This window comes from Buttiauxella brennerae ATCC 51605 (genome assembly GCF_001654925.1).
Classification (GTDB): domain Bacteria; phylum Pseudomonadota; class Gammaproteobacteria; order Enterobacterales; family Enterobacteriaceae; genus Buttiauxella; species Buttiauxella brennerae.
The window spans coordinates 120,949-145,858 of record NZ_LXER01000006.1; the positions used below are offsets into that span (position 1 = coordinate 120,949).

Sequence of the window (24,910 nt, forward strand, 5' to 3'; positions counted from 1 at the left end):
TTTGCGCATGTTTGATGATTTGAACCCATTTTCTTGTCACAATACCCGCTTGCACATAGCGGCACAGCAGTACGCATATTCAGGGATGCCCATTTAGCGGCTGCGCTGGGTTTACCATTCACACTACAGTGGAGTGTTGTTACACCATGATGGACAATTTACGTACGGCGGCAAACAGCCTCGTAATCAAGATAATCTTCGGGATCATTATCGTGTCATTCATTTTGACTGGCGTGAGTGGGTACCTGATTGGCGGTAGTGCCAACTACGCCGCAAAAGTGAATGGCCAGGAAATTAGCCGTGGTCAGTTTGAAAATGCTGTTGCCAGCGAGCGTAATCGCCAACAGCAACAGCTTGGTGAGCAGTTTTCCATCATGGCTGCAAACGAAGGCTACATGAAGCAGATGCGCCAACAGGTGCTGTCTCGCTTGATTGATGAAGCGTTAATGGATCAATACGCCAAACATCTTGGTCTTGGCATTAGCGACGAACAAATCAAACTCGCCATCTTTAAAGAGCCAGCATTCCAGAACAACGGCAAATTTGATAACGCTCGTTATACCTCCATCATCAACAACATGGGTATGACTGCGGATCAATACGCAAGCGCACTGCGCAACCAATTAACCACACAGCAGCTGATCAATGCGGTTGTGGGTACAGACTTCATGCTGGCGGGTGAAACCGACGAGCTCGCAGCGCTGGTGTCACAGCAACGCCTGGTTCGTGAGGCGACGATTGACGTCAAAGCACTGGCTGCGAAGCAAGAGGTTTCCGAGCAGGAAATTAACGCCAGCTACGAGCAAAACAAAAACAACTACGTCGCGCCTGAGCAGTTCAAGGTGAGCTATATCATGCTTGATGCGGCTTCTCAGAAAGTGGAAGTGGCTGATACCGACGTTCAGTCTTATTACGATCAGCATCAGGATGAGTTCACTCAACCTCAGCGTAACCGTTACAGCGTGATTCAGACCAAAACTGAAGCCGAAGCTAAAGCGGTGCTTGATGAACTGAGCAAAGGCGGCGATTTTGCAGCCCTCGCGAAAGAAAAATCTGCGGATATCATCTCTGCCCGTAACGGCGGCGATATGGGTTGGCTGGAGCCGGGTACGACGCCTGACGAACTGAAAAATGCCGGTCTGAAAGACAAAGGCCAGCTTTCTGGCGTGATCAAATCTTCCGTTGGTTTCCTGGTTGTTCGTCTTGACGATATTCAGCCTGCACAAACCAAACCGTTGTCTGAAGTTAAAGACGCTATTGCCGCGAAAGTGAAGCAAGAGAAAGCAGTTGATGCTTACTACGCGCTGCAACAGAAAGTTAGCGATGCGGCAAGCAACGATAACGAATCTCTGGTGAGTGCTGAAAAAGTCGCTGGCGTTAAAGCATCTGAAACCAGCTGGTTTGGTCATGACAACTTACCGGCTGAACTGAACTTCAAACCTGTTGCAGATGCTATCTTCAACGGTGGTTTGGTCGGCGCGAACGGCGCGCCAGGGATGAACTCCGACATCATCACTGTTGACGGTGACCGTGCGTTTATCGTGCGTGTGACTGAGCACAAAGCAGAGTCTATTAAGCCATTAGCAGAAGTTCGCGACCAGGTTATCGCTCAGGTGAAACAGCAGAAAGCTGAACAACAAGCGAAGCTTGATGCTGACAAACTGCTGAATGCGCTGAAAATGGGCAAAGGCGATGAAGCAATGAAAGCCGCAGGCTTGAGCTTCGGTGAAGCGAAAACGCTGTCGCGTTCTGGTCAGGACCCAATCAGCCAGGTTGCCTTCACTTTGCCATTACCTGCTAAAGACAAACCAGCATACGGTGTCGCTAACGATATGCAGGGCAATGTCGTACTGTTAGCGTTGGATGAAGTGAAAGCGGGTGATATGCCTGCTGAGCAGAAAAAAGCGATGGTTCAGGGTATCACCCAGAACAATGCTCAGATCACTTTCGAAGCGCTAATGACCAACCTGCGCAAAGAAGCGAAAATCAAGATGGGCGATATTATCGACCAGCAGTAATCTCGAGGTTTCTCGCAGTCCACTGCAACGCAATGCAACATTCAAAGGCCGCTTTCGCGGCCTTTTCCACATTTGGAGTTTGCTGTTTGTTCCCGTGTTTCTCCCTCGATAAAGTGACTTCGCTGTCAACACACAAGGAGGAACAGCATGAAAACAGGAATGAAAAGTGGAATAAAAGCAGTATGCGTAGCCGTCGCGCTGATCGGTGCATGCGCCTGTACTCCAGCCATAGCCGCACCAGCCGTTGCCAAAAACGACACGGCAACGCAGCAAACTGATAAGACCCCGGTAACGCCGGTGACAACCGCTAAGCCGGGAGATGCCGATGATGGCGTCGTGAGTATTAACATGGCCAGTGCGGAAACACTGGCACAGGTAATGAATGGTGTTGGCCTGAAAAAAGCACAGTCGATTGTGAGTTATCGGGAAGAGTACGGCCCATTCAAAGCTCTGGAACAGTTGCAGGAGGTTCCTGGAATTGGCCGTGCGTTAGTAGAACGTAATCTGTCTCACATTAAGCTTTAGCACTTAGTGCCCGAGCCTCGCGTAGTCTAAAAACTTTGCTATGCTAAGTGACAGGTCATACCAGTTTGGTGTGGCCTGTTTACCTCACCTGAATATTAAAACAACGGTCAAAGGGTTTTAGCGCTATGCAAACACACATCAAAGTCCGGGGTTACCATCTTGATTTTTATCAGCATGTTAACAATGCCCGTTACCTTGAATTTCTCGAAGAGGCCCGCTGGGAAGGGCTGGAAAATGCGTCGGGTTTTCAATGGATGACTGACCACAACATCGCGTTCATCGTGGTCAATATCAATATTAACTACCGCCGCCCGGCAGTGCTTGGCGACCTTCTGCGTATTGAAAGCACCTTGCAGCAACTCAACGGTAAAAGTGGTGTATTGAGTCAGGTGGTTAAGCTCGAACCAGAAGGTGAAGTCGTGGCAGATGCGCTGCTGACATTCGTCTGCATTGATTTGAAAACCCAGAAATCAGTTCCGCTGGAAGGGGAGTTGCGCGAGAAGTTAGTGCAGATGATGGAATGATTTCATGAGAAAGGGCGTGGCAAGCGCCACGCCAGGCTCAACTATTTTAGGCCAGTTTTCTTTTTCATGGCGGCCATCACCGCAGGTTTGTCTGCCAGGTAATGGTTCAGCCCGTTCGCACGCAGGTTGCAGGCAGCACACTCGCCACAACCATCACCTTGAATACCGTTGTAACAGGTCAGCGTTTCGTTACGCACCAGACCCAGTTGCTGCCAGTAATCCGCCAGCGCCCAGGTTTCTGCTTTATCAAGCCACATCAACGGTGTTTCAAAGCGAATGTCGCGAGCCATACCGAGACTGACGGCGTGATTCAGGGCTTTCACAAACTCATCACGGCAGTCCGGGTAGCCTGAGAAGTCAGTTTCACAAACCCCGGTGATCACGGCTTCGGCTTCAACCTGATAGGCATAAATTGCCGTCAGAGTGAGGAACAGAATATTGCGACCTGGAACAAAAGTGCTTGGGATGCCTTTCTCTTCGGGGTTGTAGCCCGGCACAGGAATGCTATCGCGCGTCAGGCTGCTGACGGCCAGTTCATTGAGTAAGGTGACATCCAGAACTTTATGCGCACGCGCGCCCAGTTTCAGTGCCAGCTCACGGGCAACGTCAATCTCAGCACGGTGGCGCTGGCCATAATCAAACGTCACACAGTGGACTTCATCATACTGCTGTAATGCCTGAATCAGGCAGGTTGTGGAGTCCTGGCCACCACTAAAGACGACAACTGCACGTTTCATGAGTAATCCTGTTAAACAGCTAAAAACCTATGGTAACTCGTGGGCAGATAGCTGCCCAGCTTCTTCACACCATCGTCGGCGGTGGTAACCATGCTTGTGTAAAATCAAACCAACCCCAGGCGTTAAGTTCAATACCATTCACCCCTGGCGGCGCGCTGATTTGGTAGCGGTAATTAAACAGGGGCGACACTATCGCATCGCGCATTAACTCGCTAAATACGTCCTGCAAACCTTTGCTGCGAGTAGTTTCATCCGGGTGGATTTGCACTCTGTCGAGTGTGTCCTGCAACTGTGTGTATTGGTTTTCAGCCAGTACCGCAGGCCATAACACATCGCTGCGCAACCACTGCTCCAGCGTGTAAACCGGGGCTTCGCCAATTAAACGGTCGCCCATTATCAAATCGGCTTCACTTAGCACCTCACATCCCGTCCAGTTTTTAGCGTCATGAAACGCCAGCGTCAGTTCGCAGCCTAAATCGGCCAGATGGGTTTTAAGTTGCTGCGCCATAACATGCAACTCAACCGGCAAATGATAAATCAGCGTTAATTTCGGCGGCAGGGTGACGGCATCACAGGATGGCCACTCTGGGATTTCCCAGCCGGGGATCATTTCAATGCTTGGAGTGATCAGTGATTCATCAACGGGCAGACTTGCGATCAACTGCCGCTGCTGAATGAGTTGCATCAAAAAGCGTGCCTGCTCTGGCGTTAAGTGGCTGTTTTGCTTTACTGCCAGGTAACAAAAACCGAGGCTAATGCTATTGCTGACGGGCCGCAGGTGCACCAATTCATCTTGCTGCCCAATGGCGATTTGCACCGGATGGCGGCAACTGGTGCCCAATTCAGTATCGAATAATTGCGGGGTAATCCAGAACTCTACGGCTTTGAGTAATGGGTGGCTAAGGTGATAAGACTCAAAACTCTCGATCCGCACCAGGTTCTCTTTAAAGCTGCTGATGCGAAATGGCCCACAGCCCAGTTGAGTATCTTCCGGGTGCGCCAGGCGGCTGCAATAACTGGCCAGCCGATGTGCCAGCCAGTAATCGGGAGTATGCAATACAAAGCGGATACATTGCGTATGGGCAAGCTCGATGCTTTTCACGCTGATAAACAAGCGTCGTATTGCAGGGAGCGCCAGTAGCATCATCAACCGTTGCTGCAATTGTGCGGTTTCTACCGGCTCACCATTATGCCAGTGCAGTGTGGAACGTATAAAAAAGTACCAGTTCAGGCCATCTTCAGATATCTGCCAGTGGTGAGCGAGATCGGGCTGCGGTAGCGCACTGTGGGAGGTGAAGCGGGTAAGCCCGGCAAAAACCTGCCCGGCAAGATGCTGTTCGGCGCGGCCCGGCAGAAAACCCGGCTGCAAGGTTTCCAGCGGGCGATAATAGGGAATACGCAGCGTAGGCGTATCATTTTGCCATTGCCCGCCAAGGAACGGTTGCAGCAATTGGCGCAGCTGTTCCGGTGCGATTTGCGCCAGCTCCAGCGCATTCTGATGCTGCCCTTTGTGCAGCACTTGCTCCATCATTCCGGAACGTACGCTCTCTGGTGTCACCAGGAAGGTCAGTGTGCCACGCTTCCCACGCCCCGATTGCGCATGCCACGTCAGCCAGCCCGCGTCTTGCAACTGGTTAAGCAACGTTCGCACATGGCGTTCACTGCAAAAACAGCGTGCCGCCAGTTCTGCCACCGTAACTTGTTGAGGTTCTCCCGCCGAGGGTTGCCACAAACGTTGAAACTGATTGAGTCGATTTAGCAAGCGCATGAGTTAAACCCGGAACAATTTTTAAAAATTATTCACTATTAGTTCCGTATATGCCAGGTGATACTCCCAACTGTGTTTTAGTCGTCACAAACTGGAGTAAACATGGCTCGTCTGGCAGCATTTGATATGGATGGTACGTTATTAATGCCCAATCATCTTTTGGGTGAAGAAACCGTGCGTACCCTGAACCGGCTGCGGGATGAACGGCAGATAACCCTCGCATTTGCGACCGGTCGCCATGTACTGGAAATGCGCCATGTTCTGAGCAAGCTCTCCCTCGAAGCGTTTTTGATAACCGGCAACGGGACACGCATTCACTCAACGCAAGGTGATCTTCTGCATCGCCAGGATCTGTCGCCAGAAGCGGCGCAAAGGGTTATCCACGGGCAGTGGGATACTCAGGCGAGTATGCATGTGTTTAATGACACCGGCTGGCTAACCGAATTTGAAGTTGGGGAGATGCTCAACGCGCATGTGTACAGCGGCTTTAGCCCGAAAATTGTCGACGTTAAACGCATACCTGCCGACGAGGTGACCAAAATTTGTTTCTGTGGCTTGCACGACGACTTACTGCGTTTGAAAATTCAGCTGGATGAGGCTCTCGGTGGGCGGGCATTTTTATGTTTCTCAGCCGTGGATTGCCTGGAAGTGTTACCCGTTGGCTGTAACAAAGGTGCCGCACTGAATGTGCTGAGCAAACATCTTGGTTTAACGATGAAAGATTGCATGGCATTTGGCGACGCGATGAATGACCGCGAAATGCTTTCAAGCGTGGGTCATGGTTTGATCATGGGCAACGCGATGGCACAGCTGAAAGAGGATTTACCGCATTTACCTGTTATTGGTCACTGCAATAAACAGGCTGTTTCTCATTATTTGACGCATTGGCTAGATACACCAAACCTCACTTATTCCCCCGAATGATAAGGCCTTAAGCCAGCCGGGCGTTTGCCCGGCTTTTTTTATCTTTCAAGCAGCTTTTCGATTTCCGCTCGGGCTGGCAGCACATCACCAATATTCGCTTTCACCCAATCCGCGTTGTAATAGGTTTCCAGATAGCGTTCACCGCTGTCGCAAAGCAGTGTCACAATCGAACCGCTGCGCCCTTCGTCGCGCATACGTGCAGCCAGTTGCAACACGCCCCACATATTAGTGCCTGTAGAAGCACCTACTTTACGGCCCAGAATCGTTTCCAGCCATTGCATCGTGGCAATGCTTGCGGCATCCGGCACGCGCATCATTTCGTCAATCACATCCGGGATAAACGAAGGCTCGCAACGCGGGCGACCAATCCCTTCGATTTTGCTGCCAACGGAGCTGCGTAAGCTGCAATCACGTTGCTGCCAGTAATCCATAAAGACTGAGTTTTGTGGGTCGACCACGGTCAATTGGGTTGGGTGCCCCTGGTAACGTAAATAGCGCCCGATGGTGGCCGACGTGCCGCCAGTGCCTGCGCTCATGACGATGTAATCTGGTACCGGGTGCGGTTCGTGTTCCATCTGGCGGAAGATACTGTCGGCAATATTGTTGTTACCGCGCCAGTCAGTCGCACGCTCAGCAAAGGTGAACTGGTCCATATAATGGCCATTCAGCTCGCGTTCCAGCATTTCGGAAGCCGCGTAGATTTCACAGGCACTTTCCACGAAATGGCAGCGGCCACCGTAAAATTCAATTTGTTCCACTTTACGTTTTGCGGTGCAGGCTGGCATGACGGCAATAAACGGTAACCCTAACAGGCGGGCAAAATAGGCTTCAGAAACCGCAGTTGAACCGGAAGAGGCTTCAATGATCGTCGTGCCTTCTTTGATCCAGCCGTTACACAAGCCATACAAGAACAGTGAACGCGCAAGGCGATGCTTCAGGCTGCCCGTCGGGTGCGTGCTTTCATCTTTCAGGTACAGCTGGATACCGGGAAAACCTGGCAGCGACAGGCGAATCAAATGCGTATCGGCAGAGCGTTGGTAGTCGGCGTTAATTTCGCTAATCGCGTGGTTTACCCAGGTATTGGTCATGTTGGTGTCCGTTTGTCTATTTGTGCTTAGAGTAATGCAAAAGGAAGATAAAAAAGTTGCCTTTTAACCTTTGCAGAGCATTCAATGGAGAAAATATTTCTCCCGGATGCTGCTATGTTAGATAAAATTGACCGTAAGCTGCTATCTTTGCTGCAAAATGACTGCACCCTCTCTTTGCAGGCTCTCGCTGATGCCGTTAATCTGACCACCACACCCTGCTGGAAACGCCTGAAAAGGCTTGAAGACGACGGTGTTATTCGGGCGAAAGTGGCATTATTAGACCCGGAAAAACTCGGGCTTGGGCTGACGGCTTTCGTGCTTATCAAGACCCAGCAGCACAGCAGCGAGTGGTACTGTAAATTCGTGGCGGTTGTCGAAGAGATGCCTGAAGTTCTCGGCTTCTGGCGCATGGCCGGGGAGTACGACTACCTGATGCGTGTGCAGGTAGAAGACATGAAACGGTATGATGATTTTTACAAACGGCTGGTGAACGGCATTCCGGGCTTAACCGATGTGACTTCGAGTTTTGCCATGGAACAGATAAAATACACCACAGCTTTGCCATTAGAGCGCTGAGTGACGCGCTCCCGGCCTAATAGCATTTCACTTTTCTGCCTGACATCGGCAGACAGTATCTCAGGAATCTGACTGCGTGCGATTATTTGCTCAACTAAGCTGGTACTTCACCCGTGAGTGGCGACGCTATCTCGGGGCGGTTGCCTTGCTTATTATCATTGCTATCTTGCAACTTGTGCCACCAAAACTGGTGGGCGTGATTGTCGATGGCGTTACCCAAAAGCGCCTTTCAGGCAATGACGTGCTGATGTGGATTGGCGTGATGCTGGTCATCGCGGTGGTCGTCTACATGCTGCGTTATGTCTGGCGCGTGCTGCTTTTCGGTGCGTCTTATCAGTTAGCAGTCGAACTGCGTGAAGACTATTACCGCCAGTTAAGCCGCCAGCACCCCGAATTTTACCTGCGTCACCGTACCGGCGATTTAATGGCTCGTGCAACAAATGACGTCGACCGCGTGGTTTTCGCCGCAGGTGAGGGCGTATTAACGCTGGTGGATTCGCTGGTGATGGGTTGTGCAGTGTTGATTGTGATGTCGACGCAAATCAGCTGGGAATTGACGCTGCTTGCCTTACTGCCGATGCCGATTATGGCGCTGGTCATCAAACGTTATGGCGACCAGTTGCATCAGCGCTTTAAGCTGGCGCAGGCAGCATTCTCAACACTTAATGACCGCACCCAGGAAAGTTTATCCAGCATCCGCATGATCAAAGCATTTGGTCTGGAAGACCGCCAGTCCGCGCTGTTTGCCGCCGAAGCCAAAGATGCCGGGGTGAAAAACATGCGCGTGGCGCGAGTCGATGCCCGTTTTGACCCGACGATTTATATCACCATCGGTACTGCAAACCTGCTCGCCATTGGCGGGGGTAGCTGGATGGTGATTCAGGGTTCGTTAACCCTTGGGCAACTGACCAGCTTTGTGATGTATCTCGGTCTGATGATTTGGCCAATGCTGGCGCTGGCGTGGATGTTCAATATTGTCGAGCGCGGCAGCGCAGCGTACAGCCGTATTCGCAGCATGCTTTCCGAAGCGCCATCAGTGACTGATGGCGAAAAAGAAGCGCCTGCCGGGCGCGGCACGGTGGAAGCCAATATTCAGGCGTTCCACTACCCGCAAACCGCACGACCGACTCTTGAGAACGTTTCGTTTACCCTGAAACCGGGTGAAATGCTTGGCCTGTGCGGGCCAACCGGTGCCGGGAAAAGCACCGTTCTGTCGCTCATTCAGCGCCATTTTGATATTGACCAGGGCGAGATTTGTTTCCACGGTATTCCGCTGGTGCAGATGCAACTCGACTCATGGCGTAGCCGCCTGGCGGTAGTCAACCAGACGCCTTTCCTGTTCTCCGACACGGTTGCAAGCAATATTGCGCTGGGTAAGCCGGGGGCCACGCAGGAAGAAATCGAACACGTCGCCAGGCTTGCCAGCGTGCATGAGGATATTTTACGTCTGCCGCAAGGTTATGAAACCGAAGTGGGCGAGCGCGGTGTGATGCTTTCCGGCGGCCAGAAACAGCGTATTTCGATTGCGCGAGCATTGTTGCTCGATGCAGAGATTTTAATTCTCGATGATGCACTTTCAGCAGTTGATGGGCGCACAGAACACCAAATTCTTCATAACCTGCGCCAGTGGGGCGAAAATCGCACAGTTATCATCAGCGCGCACCGTTTGTCGGCGCTGACCGAAGCGAGTGAAATTCTGGTTATGCAACACGGCCATGTGGTGCAGCGCGGCAACCATGATGCGCTGTCAGGAACGCCAGGCTGGTATCGCGATATGTATCGTTATCAACAACTGGAAGCGGCACTGGATGATACGCCAGAAGCAACGGTAGATGAGGAGGTCACCAATGCGTAAGTCCATCAAGCAATGGCCGACCATCAAACGCCTGCTGGCATATGGTTCACCGTGGCGTAAACCGTTGGCGGGCGCGGTGGTGATGCTGTGGATTGCGGCGGCGGCGGAAGTCAGTGGCCCGATTCTGGTGAGTTATTTCATTGATAACATGGTGTCAGAGCATCGCCTGCCAATTGCCGCAGTTGCCGGGCTTGCGACGGCGTATCTGCTGTTGTCGATAACCGCCGCCGGGCTGCATTACTGGCAGGCATTGCTGTTTAACCAGGCGGCTGTGGGGGTGGTGCAAAAATTACGTACCGACGTCATGGACGCTGCCTTACGCCAGCCACTCAGCACCTTTGATACGCAGCCGGTGGGGCAGTTGATCTCTCGCGTAACCAACGATACCGAAGTGATCCGCGATCTCTACGTGACGGTAGTCGCGACTGTACTACGCAGTGCGGCATTGATTGGTGCCATGCTGGTGGCGATGTTCAGCCTCGACTGGCGCATGGCAACGGTGGCGATTTGCATCTTCCCTGCGGTCATTATTGTGATGTTTATTTATCAACGTTACAGCACTCCGATTGTGCGCCGCGTGCGTAGTTATCTGGCAGATATTAACGATGGCTTCAACGAAGTCATTAATGGTATGAGCGTTATCCAGCAGTTTCGCCAGCAGGCCCGTTTCGGCGAGCGCATGGGGGCGGCGAGCCGTTCGCACTACATGGCGCGAATGCAAACGTTGCGCCTCGATGGCTTTTTACTGCGCCCGTTACTGAGTCTGTTCTCTGCCATGGTGCTTTGTGGCCTGTTAATGCTGTTCGGTTTTACCTCGGTAGGTACTATTGAAGTTGGCGTGCTGTACGCATTTATCAACTATCTGGGCCGTCTGAATGAGCCACTCATCGAACTCACCACCCAACAATCTATGTTGCAACAGGCGGTGGTTGCCGGTGAGCGTGTGTTCGAACTGATGGATGGCAAGCGCCAGGATTACGGTAACGACAATCGCCCGCTGGAAAGTGGCCGCATTGAAGTTGATAACGTGTCGTTTGCCTATCGCGGTGACCGCCTGGTGCTCGAAAATATTAACCTGGATGTCCCGGCGCGGAGTTTCGTTGCGTTAGTAGGGCACACCGGGAGCGGGAAAAGTACCCTTGCCAACTTGTTGATGGGCTATTACCCACTGACGAACGGTGAAATCCGTCTTGATGGTCGCCCGCTGGATACGCTGAGCCACAGTGTTTTACGCCAGGGTGTGGCGATGGTTCAGCAGGACCCAGTGGTGCTGGCCGACTCGTTCTTTGCCAACGTCACGCTTGGGCGCGACATTAGCGAAGAAGCGGTCTGGCAGGCACTCGAAACGGTGCAACTTGCCGAGCTTGCGCACACCATGAGCGAGGGGATCCACACACGGTTGGGCGAGCAGGGCAATAATTTGTCCGTCGGCCAGAAGCAGTTACTGGCGCTGGCGCGAGTGCTGGTGGATGCACCGCAGATTTTGATCCTCGATGAAGCGACCGCGAATATCGACTCCGGCACAGAGCAGGCTATCCAACACGCTCTGGCGGCCGTTCGCGAGCACACCACGCTTGTGGTCATTGCCCACCGCCTGTCTACGATTACCGATGCCGATACCATTCTGGTATTGCATCGTGGGCAAGCCGTTGAACGCGGGACGCACAGCGAACTGCTGGCTGCGCAAGGGCGTTACTGGCAGATGTATCAACTGCAACTGGCGGGCGAAGAATTAGCCGCTGCCACACGCGAAGAACCCGCAACAGCGTGATGCACCAAAAGCACGCATAAAACCAATGGTTATCATCATTGGTGCAGAAGTGAAACGCACCATGCACTAAAATGGTGCGTTTTTATTATCTAAGAAATTTCTTAATCCCGGTCATCGTTATTTCCCTCCTTCAATTCCCCATTCGGCGCGGCTCAATGCGCTGAAAATAGCTGTTTTTCATTTTTGGCACACTCTTTGCTTTATCTAAAGAGTGTTGTAGAGGCAATTACCCAATTCTGACTGGAGGGGAACTATGAAGCTGGTTACCGTGGTGATCAAACCGTTCAAACTCGAAGACGTTCGCGAAGCATTGTCTTCAATCGGTATTCAAGGGCTGACCGTGACTGAAGTGAAAGGCTTTGGTCGCCAAAAAGGTCATGCAGAGTTGTACCGCGGTGCTGAGTACAGCGTCAATTTCCTGCCAAAAGTGAAAATTGATGTGGCAATTGCCGATGATCAACTCGATGAAGTTATTGATGTCATTAGCAAAGCTGCCTACACCGGCAAAATTGGCGATGGCAAAATCTTCGTTGCTGAATTGCAACGCGTCATCCGCATTCGTACCGGCGAAGCCGACGAAGCTGCACTGTAATCGTCTTGCCACTCGTGAAAGGGATGGAAAAAATGAAGAAATTAGCCTCTATCTTAGGCGTTGTAGCCCTGGCACTTGCGCCATCTATTGCTCTGGCGGCACCGGCTGTAGCCGATAAAGCTGACAACGCCTTTATGATGATTAGCACCGCATTGGTGCTGTTTATGACAATTCCTGGGCTGGCGCTGTTTTACGGTGGCCTGATTCGCTCTAAAAACGTGCTGTCTATGCTGACTCAGATAACGGTCACGTTTTCTCTGGTTTGCGTGCTGTGGGTGGTTTATGGCTATTCATTGGCCTTCGGCACCGGCGGCAGCTTCTTTGGTAACTTCGACTGGGTGTTGCTGAAAAATATTCAGCTCACCGCGTTGATGGGGTCTTTCTACCAATATATTCATGTTGCGTTCCAGGGCTCCTTCGCCTGTATCACCGTGGGCCTTATCGTAGGTGCACTGGCTGAACGTATTCGCTTCTCTGCGGTGCTGATCTTCGTAGTGATTTGGCTGACGCTCTCCTACGTGCCAATCGCACATATGGTATGGGGTGGTGGTTTGCTGGCCACTCACGGCGCGATGGACTTTGCGGGCGGTACAGTGGTTCACATCAACGCCGCAGTAGCAGGCCTGGTGGGTGCATACCTGATTGGCAAACGTGTGGGTTACGGTAAAGAAGCATTCAAACCGCACAACCTGCCGATGGTGTTTACCGGCACAGCAATTCTGTACTTCGGCTGGTTCGGCTTCAACGCCGGTTCTGCAAGTGCTGCTAATGAAATCGCTGCACTGGCCTTTGTGAACACGGTTGTTGCAACGGCGGCTGCGGTGCTGGGTTGGGTGTTTGGCGAGTGGGCATTGCGTGGCAAACCTTCTTTGCTGGGTGCGTGTTCCGGTGCAATTGCAGGCCTGGTAGGTATCACGCCAGCGTGTGGTTATGTCGGCGTAGGCGGTGCACTGATTATCGGTATCGTGGCTGGTCTGGCTGGCTTGTGGGGCGTGACGCTGCTGAAAAAATGGCTGCGTGTGGATGACCCTTGCGATGTGTTCGGTGTCCACGGTGTGTGCGGTATCGTAGGTTGCATCATGACAGGTATCTTTGCAGCGACTTCTCTTGGTGGTGTGGGTTATGCAGAAGGCGTGACCATGGGCCATCAGGTACTGGTGCAGTTGGAAAGTATCGGTGTGACGATTGTCTGGTCTGCGGTTGTGGCGTTCATCGGCTTCAAGGTTGCTGACCTGACCGTGGGTCTGCGTGTACCAGAAGAGCATGAGCGCGAAGGTCTGGACGTCAACAGCCACGGCGAAAATGCTTACAACGCATAAATGATTTTCCCATAACCCTCTCCCGAAGGAGAGGGAATTAACCGGTTATCTCCCCCTCCCAAAAGAGAGTGGAGTAACCGGTTTTCTTCTTTCAGGCGTGACTGGTTTTCTCCCTCTCCTGGGGGAGAGGGCCGGGGTGAGGGCGCCCTTAGTCTAACCCCGCTTGCGCATCACGCCTTCCTGCACTGTCGATGCCACTAACACACCGTCACGTGAATAAAACTCACCGCGAACAAAACCACGCGCACTCGACGCCGACGTGCTTTCCACGCTGTAGAGCAGCCAGTCATTCATATCGAACGGACGGTGGAACCACATCGAATGATCGATTGTGGCGACCTGCATGCCAGGCTCCAGGAAACCGACGCCGTGAGGCTGAAGGGCAACCGGCAAGAAGTTAAAATCAGAAGCGTAACCCAGCAAAGATTGATGCACGCGTAAATCAGCGGGCATCTTGCCATTCGCCCGCATCCACACCTGGCGCACAGGCTCATCAACATGGCCCTGCATAGGGTTATGGAAAACGACCGGGCGAATCTCCAGCGGTTTTTCACACAGGAACTTTTCTTTAAGCGTTTGAGGCAGCAGCTTTTCAAACGCCATCGCAATTTCAGTTTCTGATTTCAGGTTTTCCGGGGCAGGGGCCGCAGGCATGGTTTTTTGGTGCTCAAAACCTGGCTCTGGTGCCTGGAAAGAGGCCGTCATATAGAAAATAGGTTTGCCATTTTGAATGGCAGCAACGCGACGGGCGCTAAAGCTATTACCATCGCGCAGGGTTTCAACGTCATAAACGATGGGTTTCTGGCTGTCACCAGGACGCAGAAAATAGCTGTGGAACGAATGAACCAGACGGTCAACCGGCACGGTTTCTTTGGCAGCATATAATGCCTGGCCGACGACTTGCCCACCGAACACCTGACGTAAACCTAAGTCCTCGCTCTGGCCACGAAAAATACCTTCTTCAATCTTTTCCAGATTGAGTAATGCCAACAAATTGCTGAGCGCCTGACTCATAAAGTGTCCTCAATAAAAAATTAAAATCGTGCAATTGGCCTGATTATAACAGCTTTCCAACATTCGCCACGTAGTGGCCCGACCTGATGATGTGTTTCGGTTTTGGGCAAAAATCAGTGATATGTGCCACACTTAGCCTGATAAGCATGTTTAACCACTCATTACTCGCGGGTCTTTGGCCTGCTGATGCATTGATAATAAGGAGAACAAATCAATGAAACTTGTGCACACGTTAAGTGGTTTAGCCATTGCTGTTGCGATGGCGGGATGCGCGCAGAAAAGTGCCGATATCCCAACGCCTGCACCTGCGGCAACCACCTCTTCGGCTGCGGCAACGGCGCAGTCAGATATCGCTCAGCCTAACGTTTCAGGTACAGTCTGGATTCGCCAGCGTGTCGCGTTGCCTCCAGATGCGGTGCTCACTGTAACGCTGTCTGACGCATCGTTGGCTGATGCGCCGTCAAAAGTTCTTTCTCAGAAAGCGGTTCGTACAGAAGGGAAGCAGTCACCGTTTAGTTTTGTGCTGCCTTTCAACCCTGCGGATATTCAACCGAACGCACGTATTATCCTGAGTGCGGCGATTACAGTGAACGATAAGCTGATGTTTATTACCGATACCATTCAGCCGGTGATTAACAATGGTGGCGTAAAAGCCGATCTGACACTGGTGCCTGTCCAGCAAACTGCGGTGCCTGTTCAGGCCAGTGGTGGTGCAGTCACCACCGTGCCGTCCACATCACCTACTCAGGTGAATCCTTCATCAGCGGTTCCTGCGCCAACGCAGTTTTAACCCTTAGCTCTGATGATAAGCGCCTCGCCCGAGGCGCTTTTTAATAATTCCAGCGATAACGTTCCATCTCAATTTTCCCTTCACCCGACACCATAATGCCTTCTGAAAGCAGGGCTTGACGTTGGCGTTGTAGATCAGGTCCGGTCAGGGAGATTTGCCCTTGCCGATTAACCACGCGATGCCAGGGTAACTTACTGCCTTCGGGTAAACGTTTGAGGACACCACCCACTTGCCGTGCTGCACGCGGTGAACCCGCCAGTCGCGCCACGTCACCGTAAGTCGTTACATGACCTTCTGGAATGGCGGCAATAATCTGATAAACGCGCTGCGGGAATGAGTCGTGGTTATCCATAGAAAACTCCATAGCAGGATGTCGATAAGGATAATCGTCAGCGGCTAAACTGAAAAGAAAAACAGCGACTGCGCAAGAAAGCAACACCTGACCGCTGCTCGCTTGCAATTGCCGGGGTCAACATGGATAATGCGCCAGCGCGTTAGGTAACTAGCGCTCTCAATGGGGGCCCTGTTGGTTCTCCCGCAACACTAATTTGTGAATTCGGTCAGGTCCGGAAGGAAGCAGCCGCAGCAGATGACGTGTGTGCCGGGATGTAGCTGGCAGGGCCCCCACCCATTTGTGCTAACGCAATGATTTTTATCATTAAAAACCCCATTTCTTTGCATTGATCCGCTGGTGGTACAACTTTTGTGTATCACTTAGGGCGCTAATCAATGTCACATCTGATGTTATCCCGTCACGGAATTTGGTACTACCGTCGAGTATATCTAACACCTCGGAAACGGCGTGAGATTCGTATTTCTCTGCGGACACGTTCAAAGCGTGAAGCTATGAAACGTGCAGAGCAATATCTCACTTCACTGCCTTTCGCCTGTGGAACACAGGCCATCCCGGAACCCCCATCTTCTGCTGCGGCTGCTTCTGACTTGATAAAAAAGAAGAGGCAATCATTTCCGGATCTCAGTAGAGAACTTGAGAAGTACACCCATGCCAAAAAGGAAGCTGTGGGCGAGCGTGAGATTTTGACGATCAATAGATGCGTGAAGTCGTATCTTGCTGCCACGAAAGAACCCTTTAGTAAGCGTAGTGCTGCTGAGTTTGTTGATAGCCTTGAAGGTTCTGCATCCACCAGAAACCGTTACATCAAGAAGAATGCAGCATTTTTCAAATGGCTTGCCACGCGCACGGATGAAGATATCCGAAATCCATTTGAAGGTATGAGCGTGAAAGAAACCACGGCACCGATGGATCGCCGCCCTGCGTACACTCTCAACGATCTAAAACGTCTGCACATCGCTTTGAGTGGTGTGAAGGATTGGAAGCGCTGGATTATTTTAATCGCTCGTTACTCAGGCATGAGGCAAAACGAGATCTGCCAGCTTTACCACAACGATGTGATTAAGGTTGAGGGGATTTGGTGCTTACGAGTAGATAACCTGAACCCAAATCAGACACTCAAGACTGATAGTTCAAGGCGATTTGTGCCCATCCATTCTCAGCTATTGGCTCTTGGCCTGCTTGATTTCATCAACGACAGGAAAGGGCATTTGTTCCCTGAGTTAACTCTTCATCTTGGGAGTTACGGTCATTACTTTAGCCGATGGTTTACGAGGTTCAGGGGTAAGCATGGTTTACCTGAGTATCATTCATTGCGCCACTATGCAGCGACAGTCTTTAAACAGCATGGATTTCCGGAGCAGTTCGCATCACAAGTGCTGGGACATTCCAATGCAACGATTACTTATAACCGCTATGGGAAAGGTATTGATGTTTCGCGATTGGTTAGGCTACTTGAGTCACTTTGAAATCTTATGACCTACGGCTTATTGGCTTCTTTTAGTGAAATCAGATGTTTGCAGAAACTATGAACGATAGCTAATCTGAGATAAATTTTAACTGCTGAAGGGGTCGAGGATGGCAGTAAAACCTAAACGAACTTACAAGTATGGGGAGCAACCTATAAGGATCACTACTGTTCAAGTAGTCGCGGAACAGTTCGGAGGTGCGGCAACAGCGAATCAAGTAGATGACTACCTTAGAGGATTGTTCCCGCATTATAAAGACGATACACGCCTTAATCTCATTGTTAACACAGTCAATTGCAATCGAAGCTACTGGAGTTTCAATAAAACAGCCAGGCGAACAGATGATGTGACTCACCGTCATAATCAGTATGATCGATTGTTCAAGCGCGGGAACACTTTCGAGATCTATCAGCCGTCTATGCATGGTGTATGGGAGTTGTACCAGGATTTACAAGATAAATGGTGTTACCGCCAGGTGAGATCACAGTTTGAAGAGGCTGTTGAGGCTGCTGCCAAATTACCCCCATCCGAACGAAAGCAAATTTTAGAGGCAGAAAGCAAAACACCAGAACTAACAGTGGTGACAACGCGAGTTTATAAGCGAAGCCCGTATGTGGTTGCTGAGGTTCTTTTAAGGGCTAATGGTAAATGCCAAAGCTGTAAGCACGATGCTCCATTTGTGAAAGAAGATGGCACACCATTTCTTGAGGTTCACCACATCGAGTGGCTTTCTAAAGGGGGAGAGGATTCTGTGGAAAATGCAATTGCACTATGCCCCAATTGTCATAGGCAAGCTCATTACGGTGTTTTGGAATTAGTGACAGTTAATAAGCAAGATTGAAGAAAATTACTGATACAAGATGTACATGAAAAAACTTGAATGGGGTAAGTACGCGCTGATCTATGTTGCTGGGTTTCTGACCAGTTTCAGCGGTGTTTTAGATAGTTTAGTGAAAATTCCTTTGTCATATCAGGAATTAAAGAAGACATACATCTACGATAGCGAATTTTTAACAGGTCAATGGTCAACAAATACTGAGTACTTAGCGAACAGTGGTGATCTTGGATTAGATCCCTCACAACCAAAGATGACTCTAAATATGGAGGCATCCGCGGACGGAAGCGTAAGTGGTGAAATGATGAGTGAAAAAATCTGTGATGCTCTACCGCTTACATGGGACATTAGGCTTGAAGCTGACACTCCAGCATTCCGTGACTTCTTCTTTAATAGAAAATTCTATTTGAAGCAGTTGCATGAAGGCAGAATGCAAACTGTTGCGGCATTGGAATTAGTCAACGAGGATAGAAAGAACGGAGCTATAAAAGTTTAAAGTTGTTGGTGATGGCACTGGCGCACTACCTAAGCAAATAACTTTGGCTAAAAATCTCCCGCAGTATGAAAATGACTTCAAAGAATTGTCTGATTATTGTGCAGGATCAACGATGAAATTCTGGAAAGATTTCTATCAGAAGCAAGATAAAAAATTCCCATGAATAGTCATAGCCCTCTCGTATCATCATCGCAAGCCCGTATACGCATTGAATAGCCCCGAATTTCTTGAACAATAACTAAACGCATCTATCCTTTCTTTGTAACACAGCGAATAACAAAAATAAGGTTAGATTATGTTCGATAATCTGAAAGAAAGCTGGTTTATCAGCAAAGTAGAAACTGTGATTCAAACAGAAATTAACAGTCTTCCACTTATGTTTAGGAACCATACTGAAGGGTTAGCCCACGCGATTGTGCTGAAACAGTATCAAGTTCGTTGTTTCGTTTTCTCGAAAATGGATGGTACACGTCTTAATCCAAAGATAGCAGCGGTTGAGTCGGTACTAACATTCATAGGCTTATATGGCGGGCAAGGGCAAATTCTGGTTAATGCTCAGGACTGCTTAGGAGCTTTAAAAATCATTATTGTTCAGCTCCTGAAGCATTTAGAGATGGAATCGACGACAGCATACGAAGATGGTTACATTGAGATGTTCATTGCACCTTTGTTACGAAGAGCATTACCTGAGCTGGATACATAATGAAAAGAATAGTGCTGCTTTCTTGTTTTATAAGCTCTTTGGTGTTTGCTGAAGGGACTGTAAGTACTGAAAAAACTAAGGTTGTTATCCCGCCTGACTTCTTAAAAGAGTTCTTCACCATAACCAGCGTGAGAATTTCAACACTGGATGGGTATGTCCCGACAGTGGATACGGGCAAAAAGATCGTTAAACTTCCTGCACAACGTATCGATTCTCTAAATTACACAGTGAGAGTAGATTCCACCGATAAAAATTTTATCACTGATGTGGCTAAGGACGATCACGGTATAAAAGGGATACTGGTATGTAATAACCCATCAATAAGGCCTTTGATTATGAGTAAAAATGCCGTTGTTCTCGTATCAGTTGAGAACAAGGAAGGAGAGCCTATGTTTTTCACTCTCTATGACAGCAAAAGTTGCATGAAAAAATAGAACGATTGTGCGAGGGTTGCTTAACTACGTAGATCAACGCCACCCATTTCCACGGGCTACAATCCCGAAATATCCGTAACGCTCACACCTCCAACACTTTGTTAATAGTGGTTAGGGCTGCACCTGTGAGGATTTGTTCTGTAGTGTTCAACAAAAACTGACCACAGTATTAGAATTTTTTCAGAAGTTGCAGGTACAAACATTTATAAAGCCGATAAAATGTTTGCTGATGTTCGAGATCAGTTGGGTATTCCTTATCTGGACGATTATGGACAGCGGCGGTTGCTGCATTCTATCCGTCACTCGGTATGTTCTGCCGCAATGGCTGGCTGGGTCACTAACATTCTTCATCTTCAGCAGACTGTTGGTCATGAGAAAAGTGGAGGAATCACTAAACGATATTTACATACGTTTCCTCTATTTACAGTCTCCTATGTAGTTGATGGGCTTTGCTGGGTCTAACATCGAAGACATGAGAAATCAATCATAGGGACGCAAAGCAAGCGATAACTACTGGACTATCTTAGCTCATATATATTTGTCTACATTATTGATTTGCCAAGCAGTCAAGATAGAATGTTCTGACTTATCAGAGGGGGTGACATGAATATCCGGGAATTTATAGGCCAGTATCGCAACCACCCAGTGCTTTTCATCGGAGCAGGTATCAGTTTGAGGTATCTTAACAATTCGCATACATGGGATGGATTGTTAAAGTATATTGCTTTTGAGTTGAAAGGGAATAATGAATTTTATTTAGATATTAAAGCTGAATGCCAAGTTGATGGTAAATATAACTATTCCCTAATTGCTACTAAATTAGAAAAAGCATTCAACCAAGCATTAGGTGAAGATCGTAATGGTAAGTTTAAAGAGATAAATGATTATTTCTATGCTGAGATGGAGCGTGAAAATAATCTGAGCAGATTTAAAATATATATTTCAAAGTTAGTAGGGAGGCTTGATTATAGAGAGAATAAAAAAGAGGAATTAGCAGAGTTAAAGAAAATCAGAAAAAATGTAGGCTCAGTTATAACCACAAACTATGATGGCCTTGTTGAAGATGTATTTAGCTTTGAACCGTTAGTCGGGAATGATATATTGTTGAGTAATCCCTATGGTTCCGTATATAAGATTCATGGTTGTAATAAAGACCCCTCAAAAATCATTATAACAGAAGATGACTATTCTCATTTTGATAACAAGTATGAGTTAATTCGTGCTCAATTACTCTCAATTTTCATTCATAACCCTATTATATTCATGGGTTATGGGATTGGTGATGAAAACATAAAGAGCTTACTGAAAACTATTTTCACTTATGTTGAACCAAACTCACTTACTGCACAACGTATTAGAAATAATTTCCTCTTGGTCGAGTTTGAAAAGGATTCAGCATCACATGATATTACTGAGCATGACATTGATTTAGAAGGTTTTTCCACAATAAGAATAAATAAGATAAAGACTGATGATTTCATAGAAATATATAGAGCACTATCTAACTTGAATCTACCAGTGTCTGCTATGGATATACGAAAAGTTCAAAGTATTGTTAAGGATATATATTCAGGTGTACATGATGATGGTACCAGTATAAAAGTCAATATTACAGAGGATATCGACTCTCTTAATAATAGTGATAAAATATTAGTTATAGGATCAAGTAATTCTATAACATATGAACATAAGAACTCGTCGAATTTCATAACGGATTATTTTGATATAATTGATGAATCAAACCACCAATTGTTACAGTTAATCGATAAAATAAATATAACATCTACCCAATGGTTCCCAATATATGGCTTCTGTCAGATTTGCCATGAGCTTGTTAAGTGTGAACCGCTTAAAACTCAACAAAGAAGAAAAATCGAAGAGTATCTTGCTGGCTTGCCAATTGCAGTGCAAAACACACATGATAATTGGGGGGATATTTATTCTGATGAATCAATCACTCGAACGAATAAAATAAAATCTATTATATGGTCAACATGGAATGATATTATTGTTGCTGATGATGTAGAAGGGCTTTTACGTTCGATGCCAGACAAGAAAGGAACAGATTATAGGCGTTTACTCTGTGTGTACGACTACAAAAAATATGGTGATCCTCATTGATTATATATCTTTTAGTTAATGTTGCATAACTATATGAAATAGAAGATGCCCACATTAGTGGGCATTGTCAATGTACAATTTAAATTTCTTCTGCACGTTTTGCTGCTTTGATACGATTGAACTCTAAGACTTCTTCAACAACATAGCTGATGTGATGATTCGTATCAAATCCGATCCAGTCCTGTGGCCTACCTTTCAATTTCTTCATACTGCAATCAAGTATTTTTTCATCGCCCCACGAAAATTCTGGCCCTAAGTAATGAGACGAATTGACAATAACCTTGGCGAGGTCATAAATTTGCTCGCCTTTATTACCTTTTTGCTTAGAATGTCCACGAGCCACAAAATATCTATTAGAAATAGTGTAACGAATTTTCCCATTTGCATGAGTTGCAATAATGTCATCTGCTGCTGAAGGATTTCGTATCCCATAATCCGCAAATATGAGGTTGTGATTACTATCTTCCAGAAGTGTTTTCCAAACAACCATTTCACGACGTTCGACATAGTCAGTAGAATCTTCATCCTTAACGGCTTCGTTAATAATCATTGGAAATGAAGCACCAGCCATCATCACAGAACTAAATTTATATTCACTGACAATTTTTAGAAGATGTTGCATGTCTGCAAGTAATGAAACGATAGATTTTTTAGTAACATCGCCAAAATCAAACAAAATGATGATTTGCTGGTTTGTGAGATTCAATCCATGAACTATGCTGTTAATGCTATCTTTGAAATAATCTTCATCATAAGCATCTTCTATTGTTTCTGAGTCAATACGCAAACAAAAATATGTGTCGTCTGTAATAGATAAATTACATAACGCGTTTTGATAATCAACATCATCCCATCGGTCAAATCCCACCACTGGATGAACTTTCAGGCCACTTCCTGTGAGTTTGCGAAACATGTAACTGTATACATGCTCTCCTGTTTCGATATATTCATTGGGCTTCCATTCAAAATGGTCAAAAAAGATTGCAGAACTTTTACATGATTTTGAAATTTCATGTGAAATCTTATCGAGATAATGTTTTTTAGGCTGGGTGGAGTCACGATAATAAGCCTGTTCACGCATTTTTTGTGTGAATTTAGGGATCTCGAAGAAAGGTGTTATCCTTTGTGAATATGCCGTTTTAAGTTTTTCTAATGCCGCAAATTCACCAGGCTTTGCTTTCAGTATAGGAACGTAAGTAGGATACATATAACGGCCTCCGGAAGTTATTCGATAACTGCTGTAGATAAAATTCTACTAATCTCACCATGACCGATGAGATCTGCAAAAAGACGGTAATTACCTAACTCTCTTCTTAATCTTCCCGCAATGATTGCTGGTGTTATTTTTAACTCCCTTGATAAAATGTCTATATTTTCTTTTGTTGGGGATATATAAGCATCGCTTCTTTTCCAGACGGCTCTTGGTATAAATGCTTCTCTTGCCAATCTATTTGCTTCTGATTCTTTTTTATCATCCGAAGATGCATCTAAATCATCCAGAAATGTTTCTTCATTATGAACATGCTTCCAGATATGAGCGACTTCATGAAGCAAAGTAAACCAAAAGTTATCAAGACGATCATATCTTAGGCTAAGGCCAATGATAGGTTGTCCATCAATATCTTTTAATGCGGCACCATCAATACGAGTACCTTTTAAACTTGGCTCTATTATTATTGCTATCCCATGTTTCTCGAGAAATTCTATCGCAAGAAGTGGGCCTTTTTCGAACCAGCTTAACTGTGCGAGATCTCGTAGAAAACTTGCCGATAACACATTTGGATCGAAAAGCCCGAGAGAGCTTTTTTTCTTCCGCGCTTGCTGCACAACTCTACTAACCCACGCATACAATGCATATTGTGTTGAAGGCGAGTAAGCATCACCAGACAATGTTCTTTTGAAAGAAAGGCTCCCGCTTTGCCAGCCTAACTGGTTTATAAAACCTTTAATAATGTCTTCAGTAGAATTTTTTAGAGCATTTCCATTTTCAGAAATCCATCCACGGTTGATCATTTCTTTTAATGGAAATTTTGACCAATCTACTCCTTCCTCATGAGATTGATTATCATCTGAATTTATACCTATCAGTGTATCAGTAGAAATCCCCAATCCAATGGACAGAGCTTTAATCATTGAGACTGTTAAGGGGCGCTTCCGGGAAAGAATTTCAGAAACACGGCTCCTTGTTCCCAGATAGGGAACGAGATCAACCTGTTTTAAACCCTTTTCATGCATCCTAAACAAAATTGCATCAATAGGGTCAGGTGGCTCAATCGGATACTTCGAGTTTTCATAGGCTTCTACGATCGTGATTAAAAGCTCGAGTTCTTCATGCTCGTCCGAGCGAGTCGGTGGCATCATAAGCATCAAAGAATGGATTCGCTCCAGGTAGTCCTGATGCTGTTGCTCTGTCTTTATAACTTTAATATCCATTCATGTGACCTTTACAGCAATAATCAATACAGTCAACGCATTGAAATCCATGATAGTTTCAATGACCATATCACAGCCATCAACTTTGAATGTGAACATACAATTCTCAATACAAACGACAGATGGGAATCGATCTTTCACCTCATCAACGGATTTCCAACTACATGAATCAATCTCAGATGACCATGCGGTTACCCAAACTTTGGTGGTGGAACTCTCACTTATTAGCTGGTTCAACCGATTTCTTCCAAGCAGCTTCATAATTTGTTCCTAATATGGGAACATCTTAGTGTTCTTTGATTGCCATGTCAATGTGTTCCCAAAAATGGAACTCAATGTGTGAGGGACTACAGTTTCTATGGTAACAATAGGGTCTTTCATGTACTGAATCAACAAAATATTCATATTTATCAATCCGATCCACGGATTGGTGTTATTGCATTTCTATCCCAAATGGATGCTAATGCATTTATTTTCACCATGGATGAGAGAGAGAGAGGGGGAGTGATTGATGATCTACGCGTTTACTTAGACTGCTCAGCACTTTTTTCCTGTCCACCCAATTT

General features: G+C 47.6%; 24 protein-coding genes, 1 other RNA gene and 1 pseudogene. 18 read left to right on the top strand and 8 right to left on the bottom strand.

What is annotated here, in order from left to right:
- Positions 1-146: 146 nt before the first annotated feature.
- From ppiD to M975_RS01830, 3 genes are all read left to right on the top strand, one after another.
- Positions 147-2,018 (top strand): peptidylprolyl isomerase, encoded by a 1,872-nt coding sequence (ppiD, locus tag M975_RS01820; protein WP_064557009.1) that lies wholly within the window; start codon positions 147-149, stop codon positions 2,016-2,018.
- 159 nt (positions 2,019-2,177) lie between these two features.
- Positions 2,178-2,543, top strand: coding sequence for a helix-hairpin-helix domain-containing protein (locus M975_RS01825; RefSeq protein ID WP_064557643.1), 366 nt, complete (start codon positions 2,178-2,180; stop codon positions 2,541-2,543).
- A gap of 125 nt (positions 2,544-2,668) precedes the next feature.
- Positions 2,669-3,067 (top strand): YbgC/FadM family acyl-CoA thioesterase, encoded by a 399-nt coding sequence (locus tag M975_RS01830; protein ID WP_064557010.1) that lies wholly within the window; start codon positions 2,669-2,671, stop codon positions 3,065-3,067.
- Positions 3,068-3,108: 41 nt separating this feature from the next.
- On the opposite strand, the gene queC is transcribed toward M975_RS01830, so the two are convergent.
- Together queC and M975_RS01840 are read right to left on the bottom strand one after the other, a co-directional pair.
- Positions 3,109-3,804 (bottom strand): 7-cyano-7-deazaguanine synthase QueC, encoded by a 696-nt coding sequence (gene queC / locus M975_RS01835; protein ID WP_064557011.1) that lies wholly within the window; start codon positions 3,802-3,804, stop codon positions 3,109-3,111.
- Between the two features lie 64 nt (positions 3,805-3,868).
- Positions 3,869-5,572, bottom strand: coding sequence for an SgrR family transcriptional regulator (locus tag M975_RS01840; RefSeq protein WP_064557012.1), 1,704 nt, complete (start codon positions 5,570-5,572; stop codon positions 3,869-3,871).
- A 102-nt stretch (positions 5,573-5,674) separates the two neighbouring features.
- Here M975_RS01840 and cof point away from each other — a divergent pair, with 102 nt between their 5' ends.
- Positions 5,675-6,496, top strand: coding sequence for an HMP-PP phosphatase (gene cof / locus M975_RS01845; protein ID WP_064557013.1), 822 nt, complete (start codon positions 5,675-5,677; stop codon positions 6,494-6,496).
- 38 nt (positions 6,497-6,534) lie between these two features.
- Here the strand turns inward: cof and M975_RS01850 are convergent, their stop codons facing one another.
- The gene (locus tag M975_RS01850) at positions 6,535-7,584 is read right to left on the bottom strand and encodes a PLP-dependent cysteine synthase family protein (protein ID WP_064557014.1); all 1,050 of its coding nucleotides are present in this window, start codon (positions 7,582-7,584) and stop codon (positions 6,535-6,537) included.
- Positions 7,585-7,698: 114 nt separating this feature from the next.
- On the opposite strand from M975_RS01850, the gene M975_RS01855 reads away from it, so the two are divergent.
- The 5 genes from M975_RS01855 to amtB all read left to right on the top strand — a co-directional run bounded on the left by M975_RS01855 (position 7,699) and on the right by amtB (position 13,697).
- Positions 7,699-8,160 carry an Lrp/AsnC family transcriptional regulator gene (locus M975_RS01855; protein ID WP_064557015.1) on the top strand — a complete coding sequence of 154 codons (462 nt, stop codon included), beginning with the start codon at positions 7,699-7,701 and terminating at the stop codon, positions 8,158-8,160.
- A 76-nt stretch (positions 8,161-8,236) separates the two neighbouring features.
- Positions 8,237-10,015: a SmdA family multidrug ABC transporter permease/ATP-binding protein gene (locus M975_RS01860; protein ID WP_064557016.1), complete on the top strand. Its 1,779-nt coding sequence runs from the start codon at positions 8,237-8,239 to the stop codon at positions 10,013-10,015.
- Positions 10,008-11,786 (top strand): SmdB family multidrug efflux ABC transporter permease/ATP-binding protein, encoded by a 1,779-nt coding sequence (locus M975_RS01865; protein WP_064557017.1) that lies wholly within the window; start codon positions 10,008-10,010, stop codon positions 11,784-11,786. The genes M975_RS01860 and M975_RS01865 overlap by 8 nt, the downstream gene beginning before the upstream one ends.
- Before the next feature lie 253 nt (positions 11,787-12,039).
- The gene (gene glnK, locus M975_RS01870; protein WP_002891893.1) at positions 12,040-12,378 is read left to right on the top strand and encodes a P-II family nitrogen regulator; all 339 of its coding nucleotides are present in this window, start codon (positions 12,040-12,042) and stop codon (positions 12,376-12,378) included.
- 32 nt (positions 12,379-12,410) lie between these two features.
- Positions 12,411-13,697, top strand: a complete 1,287-nt coding sequence (gene amtB, locus M975_RS01875) for an ammonium transporter AmtB (protein WP_064557018.1) — start codon at positions 12,411-12,413, stop codon at positions 13,695-13,697.
- Positions 13,698-13,850: 153 nt separating this feature from the next.
- Here the strand turns inward: amtB and tesB are convergent, their stop codons facing one another.
- Positions 13,851-14,711 (bottom strand): acyl-CoA thioesterase II, encoded by an 861-nt coding sequence (gene tesB, locus M975_RS01880; RefSeq protein ID WP_064557019.1) that lies wholly within the window; start codon positions 14,709-14,711, stop codon positions 13,851-13,853.
- 214 nt (positions 14,712-14,925) lie between these two features.
- Between tesB and M975_RS01885 the strand changes: the two genes are divergently transcribed.
- On the top strand, positions 14,926-15,501 hold the full coding sequence (locus tag M975_RS01885) for a YbaY family lipoprotein (protein WP_064557020.1): 576 nt from the start codon (positions 14,926-14,928) through the stop codon (positions 15,499-15,501).
- 40 nt (positions 15,502-15,541) lie between these two features.
- Here the strand turns inward: M975_RS01885 and M975_RS01890 are convergent, their stop codons facing one another.
- The gene (locus M975_RS01890; RefSeq protein WP_064557021.1) at positions 15,542-15,853 is read right to left on the bottom strand and encodes an MGMT family protein; all 312 of its coding nucleotides are present in this window, start codon (positions 15,851-15,853) and stop codon (positions 15,542-15,544) included.
- Positions 15,854-16,025: 172 nt separating this feature from the next.
- Here M975_RS01890 and ffs point away from each other — a divergent pair.
- The 8 genes and pseudogenes from ffs to M975_RS01925 all read left to right on the top strand — a co-directional run bounded on the left by ffs (position 16,026) and on the right by M975_RS01925 (position 21,911).
- Positions 16,026-16,122, top strand: an RNA gene (gene ffs, locus M975_RS01895) — signal recognition particle sRNA small type.
- Positions 16,123-16,230: 108 nt separating this feature from the next.
- A complete protein-coding gene (locus tag M975_RS01900; protein WP_064557022.1) occupies positions 16,231-17,322 on the top strand; it encodes a site-specific integrase in 1,092 nt (363 codons plus the stop codon).
- A 109-nt stretch (positions 17,323-17,431) separates the two neighbouring features.
- Complete coding sequence (locus M975_RS01905; protein ID WP_064557023.1) at positions 17,432-18,163, top strand: HNH endonuclease; 732 nt, start codon at positions 17,432-17,434, stop codon at positions 18,161-18,163.
- 25 nt (positions 18,164-18,188) lie between these two features.
- Positions 18,189-18,653 carry a hypothetical protein gene (locus M975_RS01910; protein ID WP_245164259.1) on the top strand — a complete coding sequence of 155 codons (465 nt, stop codon included), beginning with the start codon at positions 18,189-18,191 and terminating at the stop codon, positions 18,651-18,653.
- A gap of 295 nt (positions 18,654-18,948) precedes the next feature.
- Entirely contained in the window at positions 18,949-19,356 is a 408-nt protein-coding gene (locus M975_RS01915) for a hypothetical protein (protein ID WP_064557024.1), read from the top strand.
- Complete coding sequence (locus M975_RS01920) at positions 19,356-19,790, top strand: hypothetical protein (RefSeq protein WP_064557025.1); 435 nt, start codon at positions 19,356-19,358, stop codon at positions 19,788-19,790. The genes M975_RS01915 and M975_RS01920 overlap by 1 nt, the downstream gene beginning before the upstream one ends.
- Positions 19,791-19,961: 171 nt before the next feature.
- Positions 19,962-20,252, top strand: a pseudogene (locus M975_RS23275) (integrase); the annotation flags it as partial.
- Between the two features lie 141 nt (positions 20,253-20,393).
- Positions 20,394-21,911 (top strand): SIR2 family protein, encoded by a 1,518-nt coding sequence (locus M975_RS01925; RefSeq protein WP_064557026.1) that lies wholly within the window; start codon positions 20,394-20,396, stop codon positions 21,909-21,911.
- A 79-nt stretch (positions 21,912-21,990) separates the two neighbouring features.
- Here the strand turns inward: M975_RS01925 and M975_RS01930 are convergent, their stop codons facing one another.
- The 3 genes from M975_RS01930 to M975_RS23175 are packed head-to-tail and all read right to left on the bottom strand — an operon-like array spanning position 21,991 to position 24,605.
- Entirely contained in the window at positions 21,991-23,118 is a 1,128-nt protein-coding gene (locus M975_RS01930) for a beta family protein (RefSeq protein ID WP_064557027.1), read from the bottom strand.
- Between the two features lie 17 nt (positions 23,119-23,135).
- The gene (locus tag M975_RS01935; RefSeq protein WP_064557028.1) at positions 23,136-24,344 is read right to left on the bottom strand and encodes an ImmA/IrrE family metallo-endopeptidase; all 1,209 of its coding nucleotides are present in this window, start codon (positions 24,342-24,344) and stop codon (positions 23,136-23,138) included.
- On the bottom strand, positions 24,345-24,605 hold the full coding sequence (locus M975_RS23175; protein ID WP_074388305.1) for a type II toxin-antitoxin system HigB family toxin: 261 nt from the start codon (positions 24,603-24,605) through the stop codon (positions 24,345-24,347). It lies immediately after the preceding gene.
- Between the last annotated feature and the right edge of the window lie 305 nt (positions 24,606-24,910).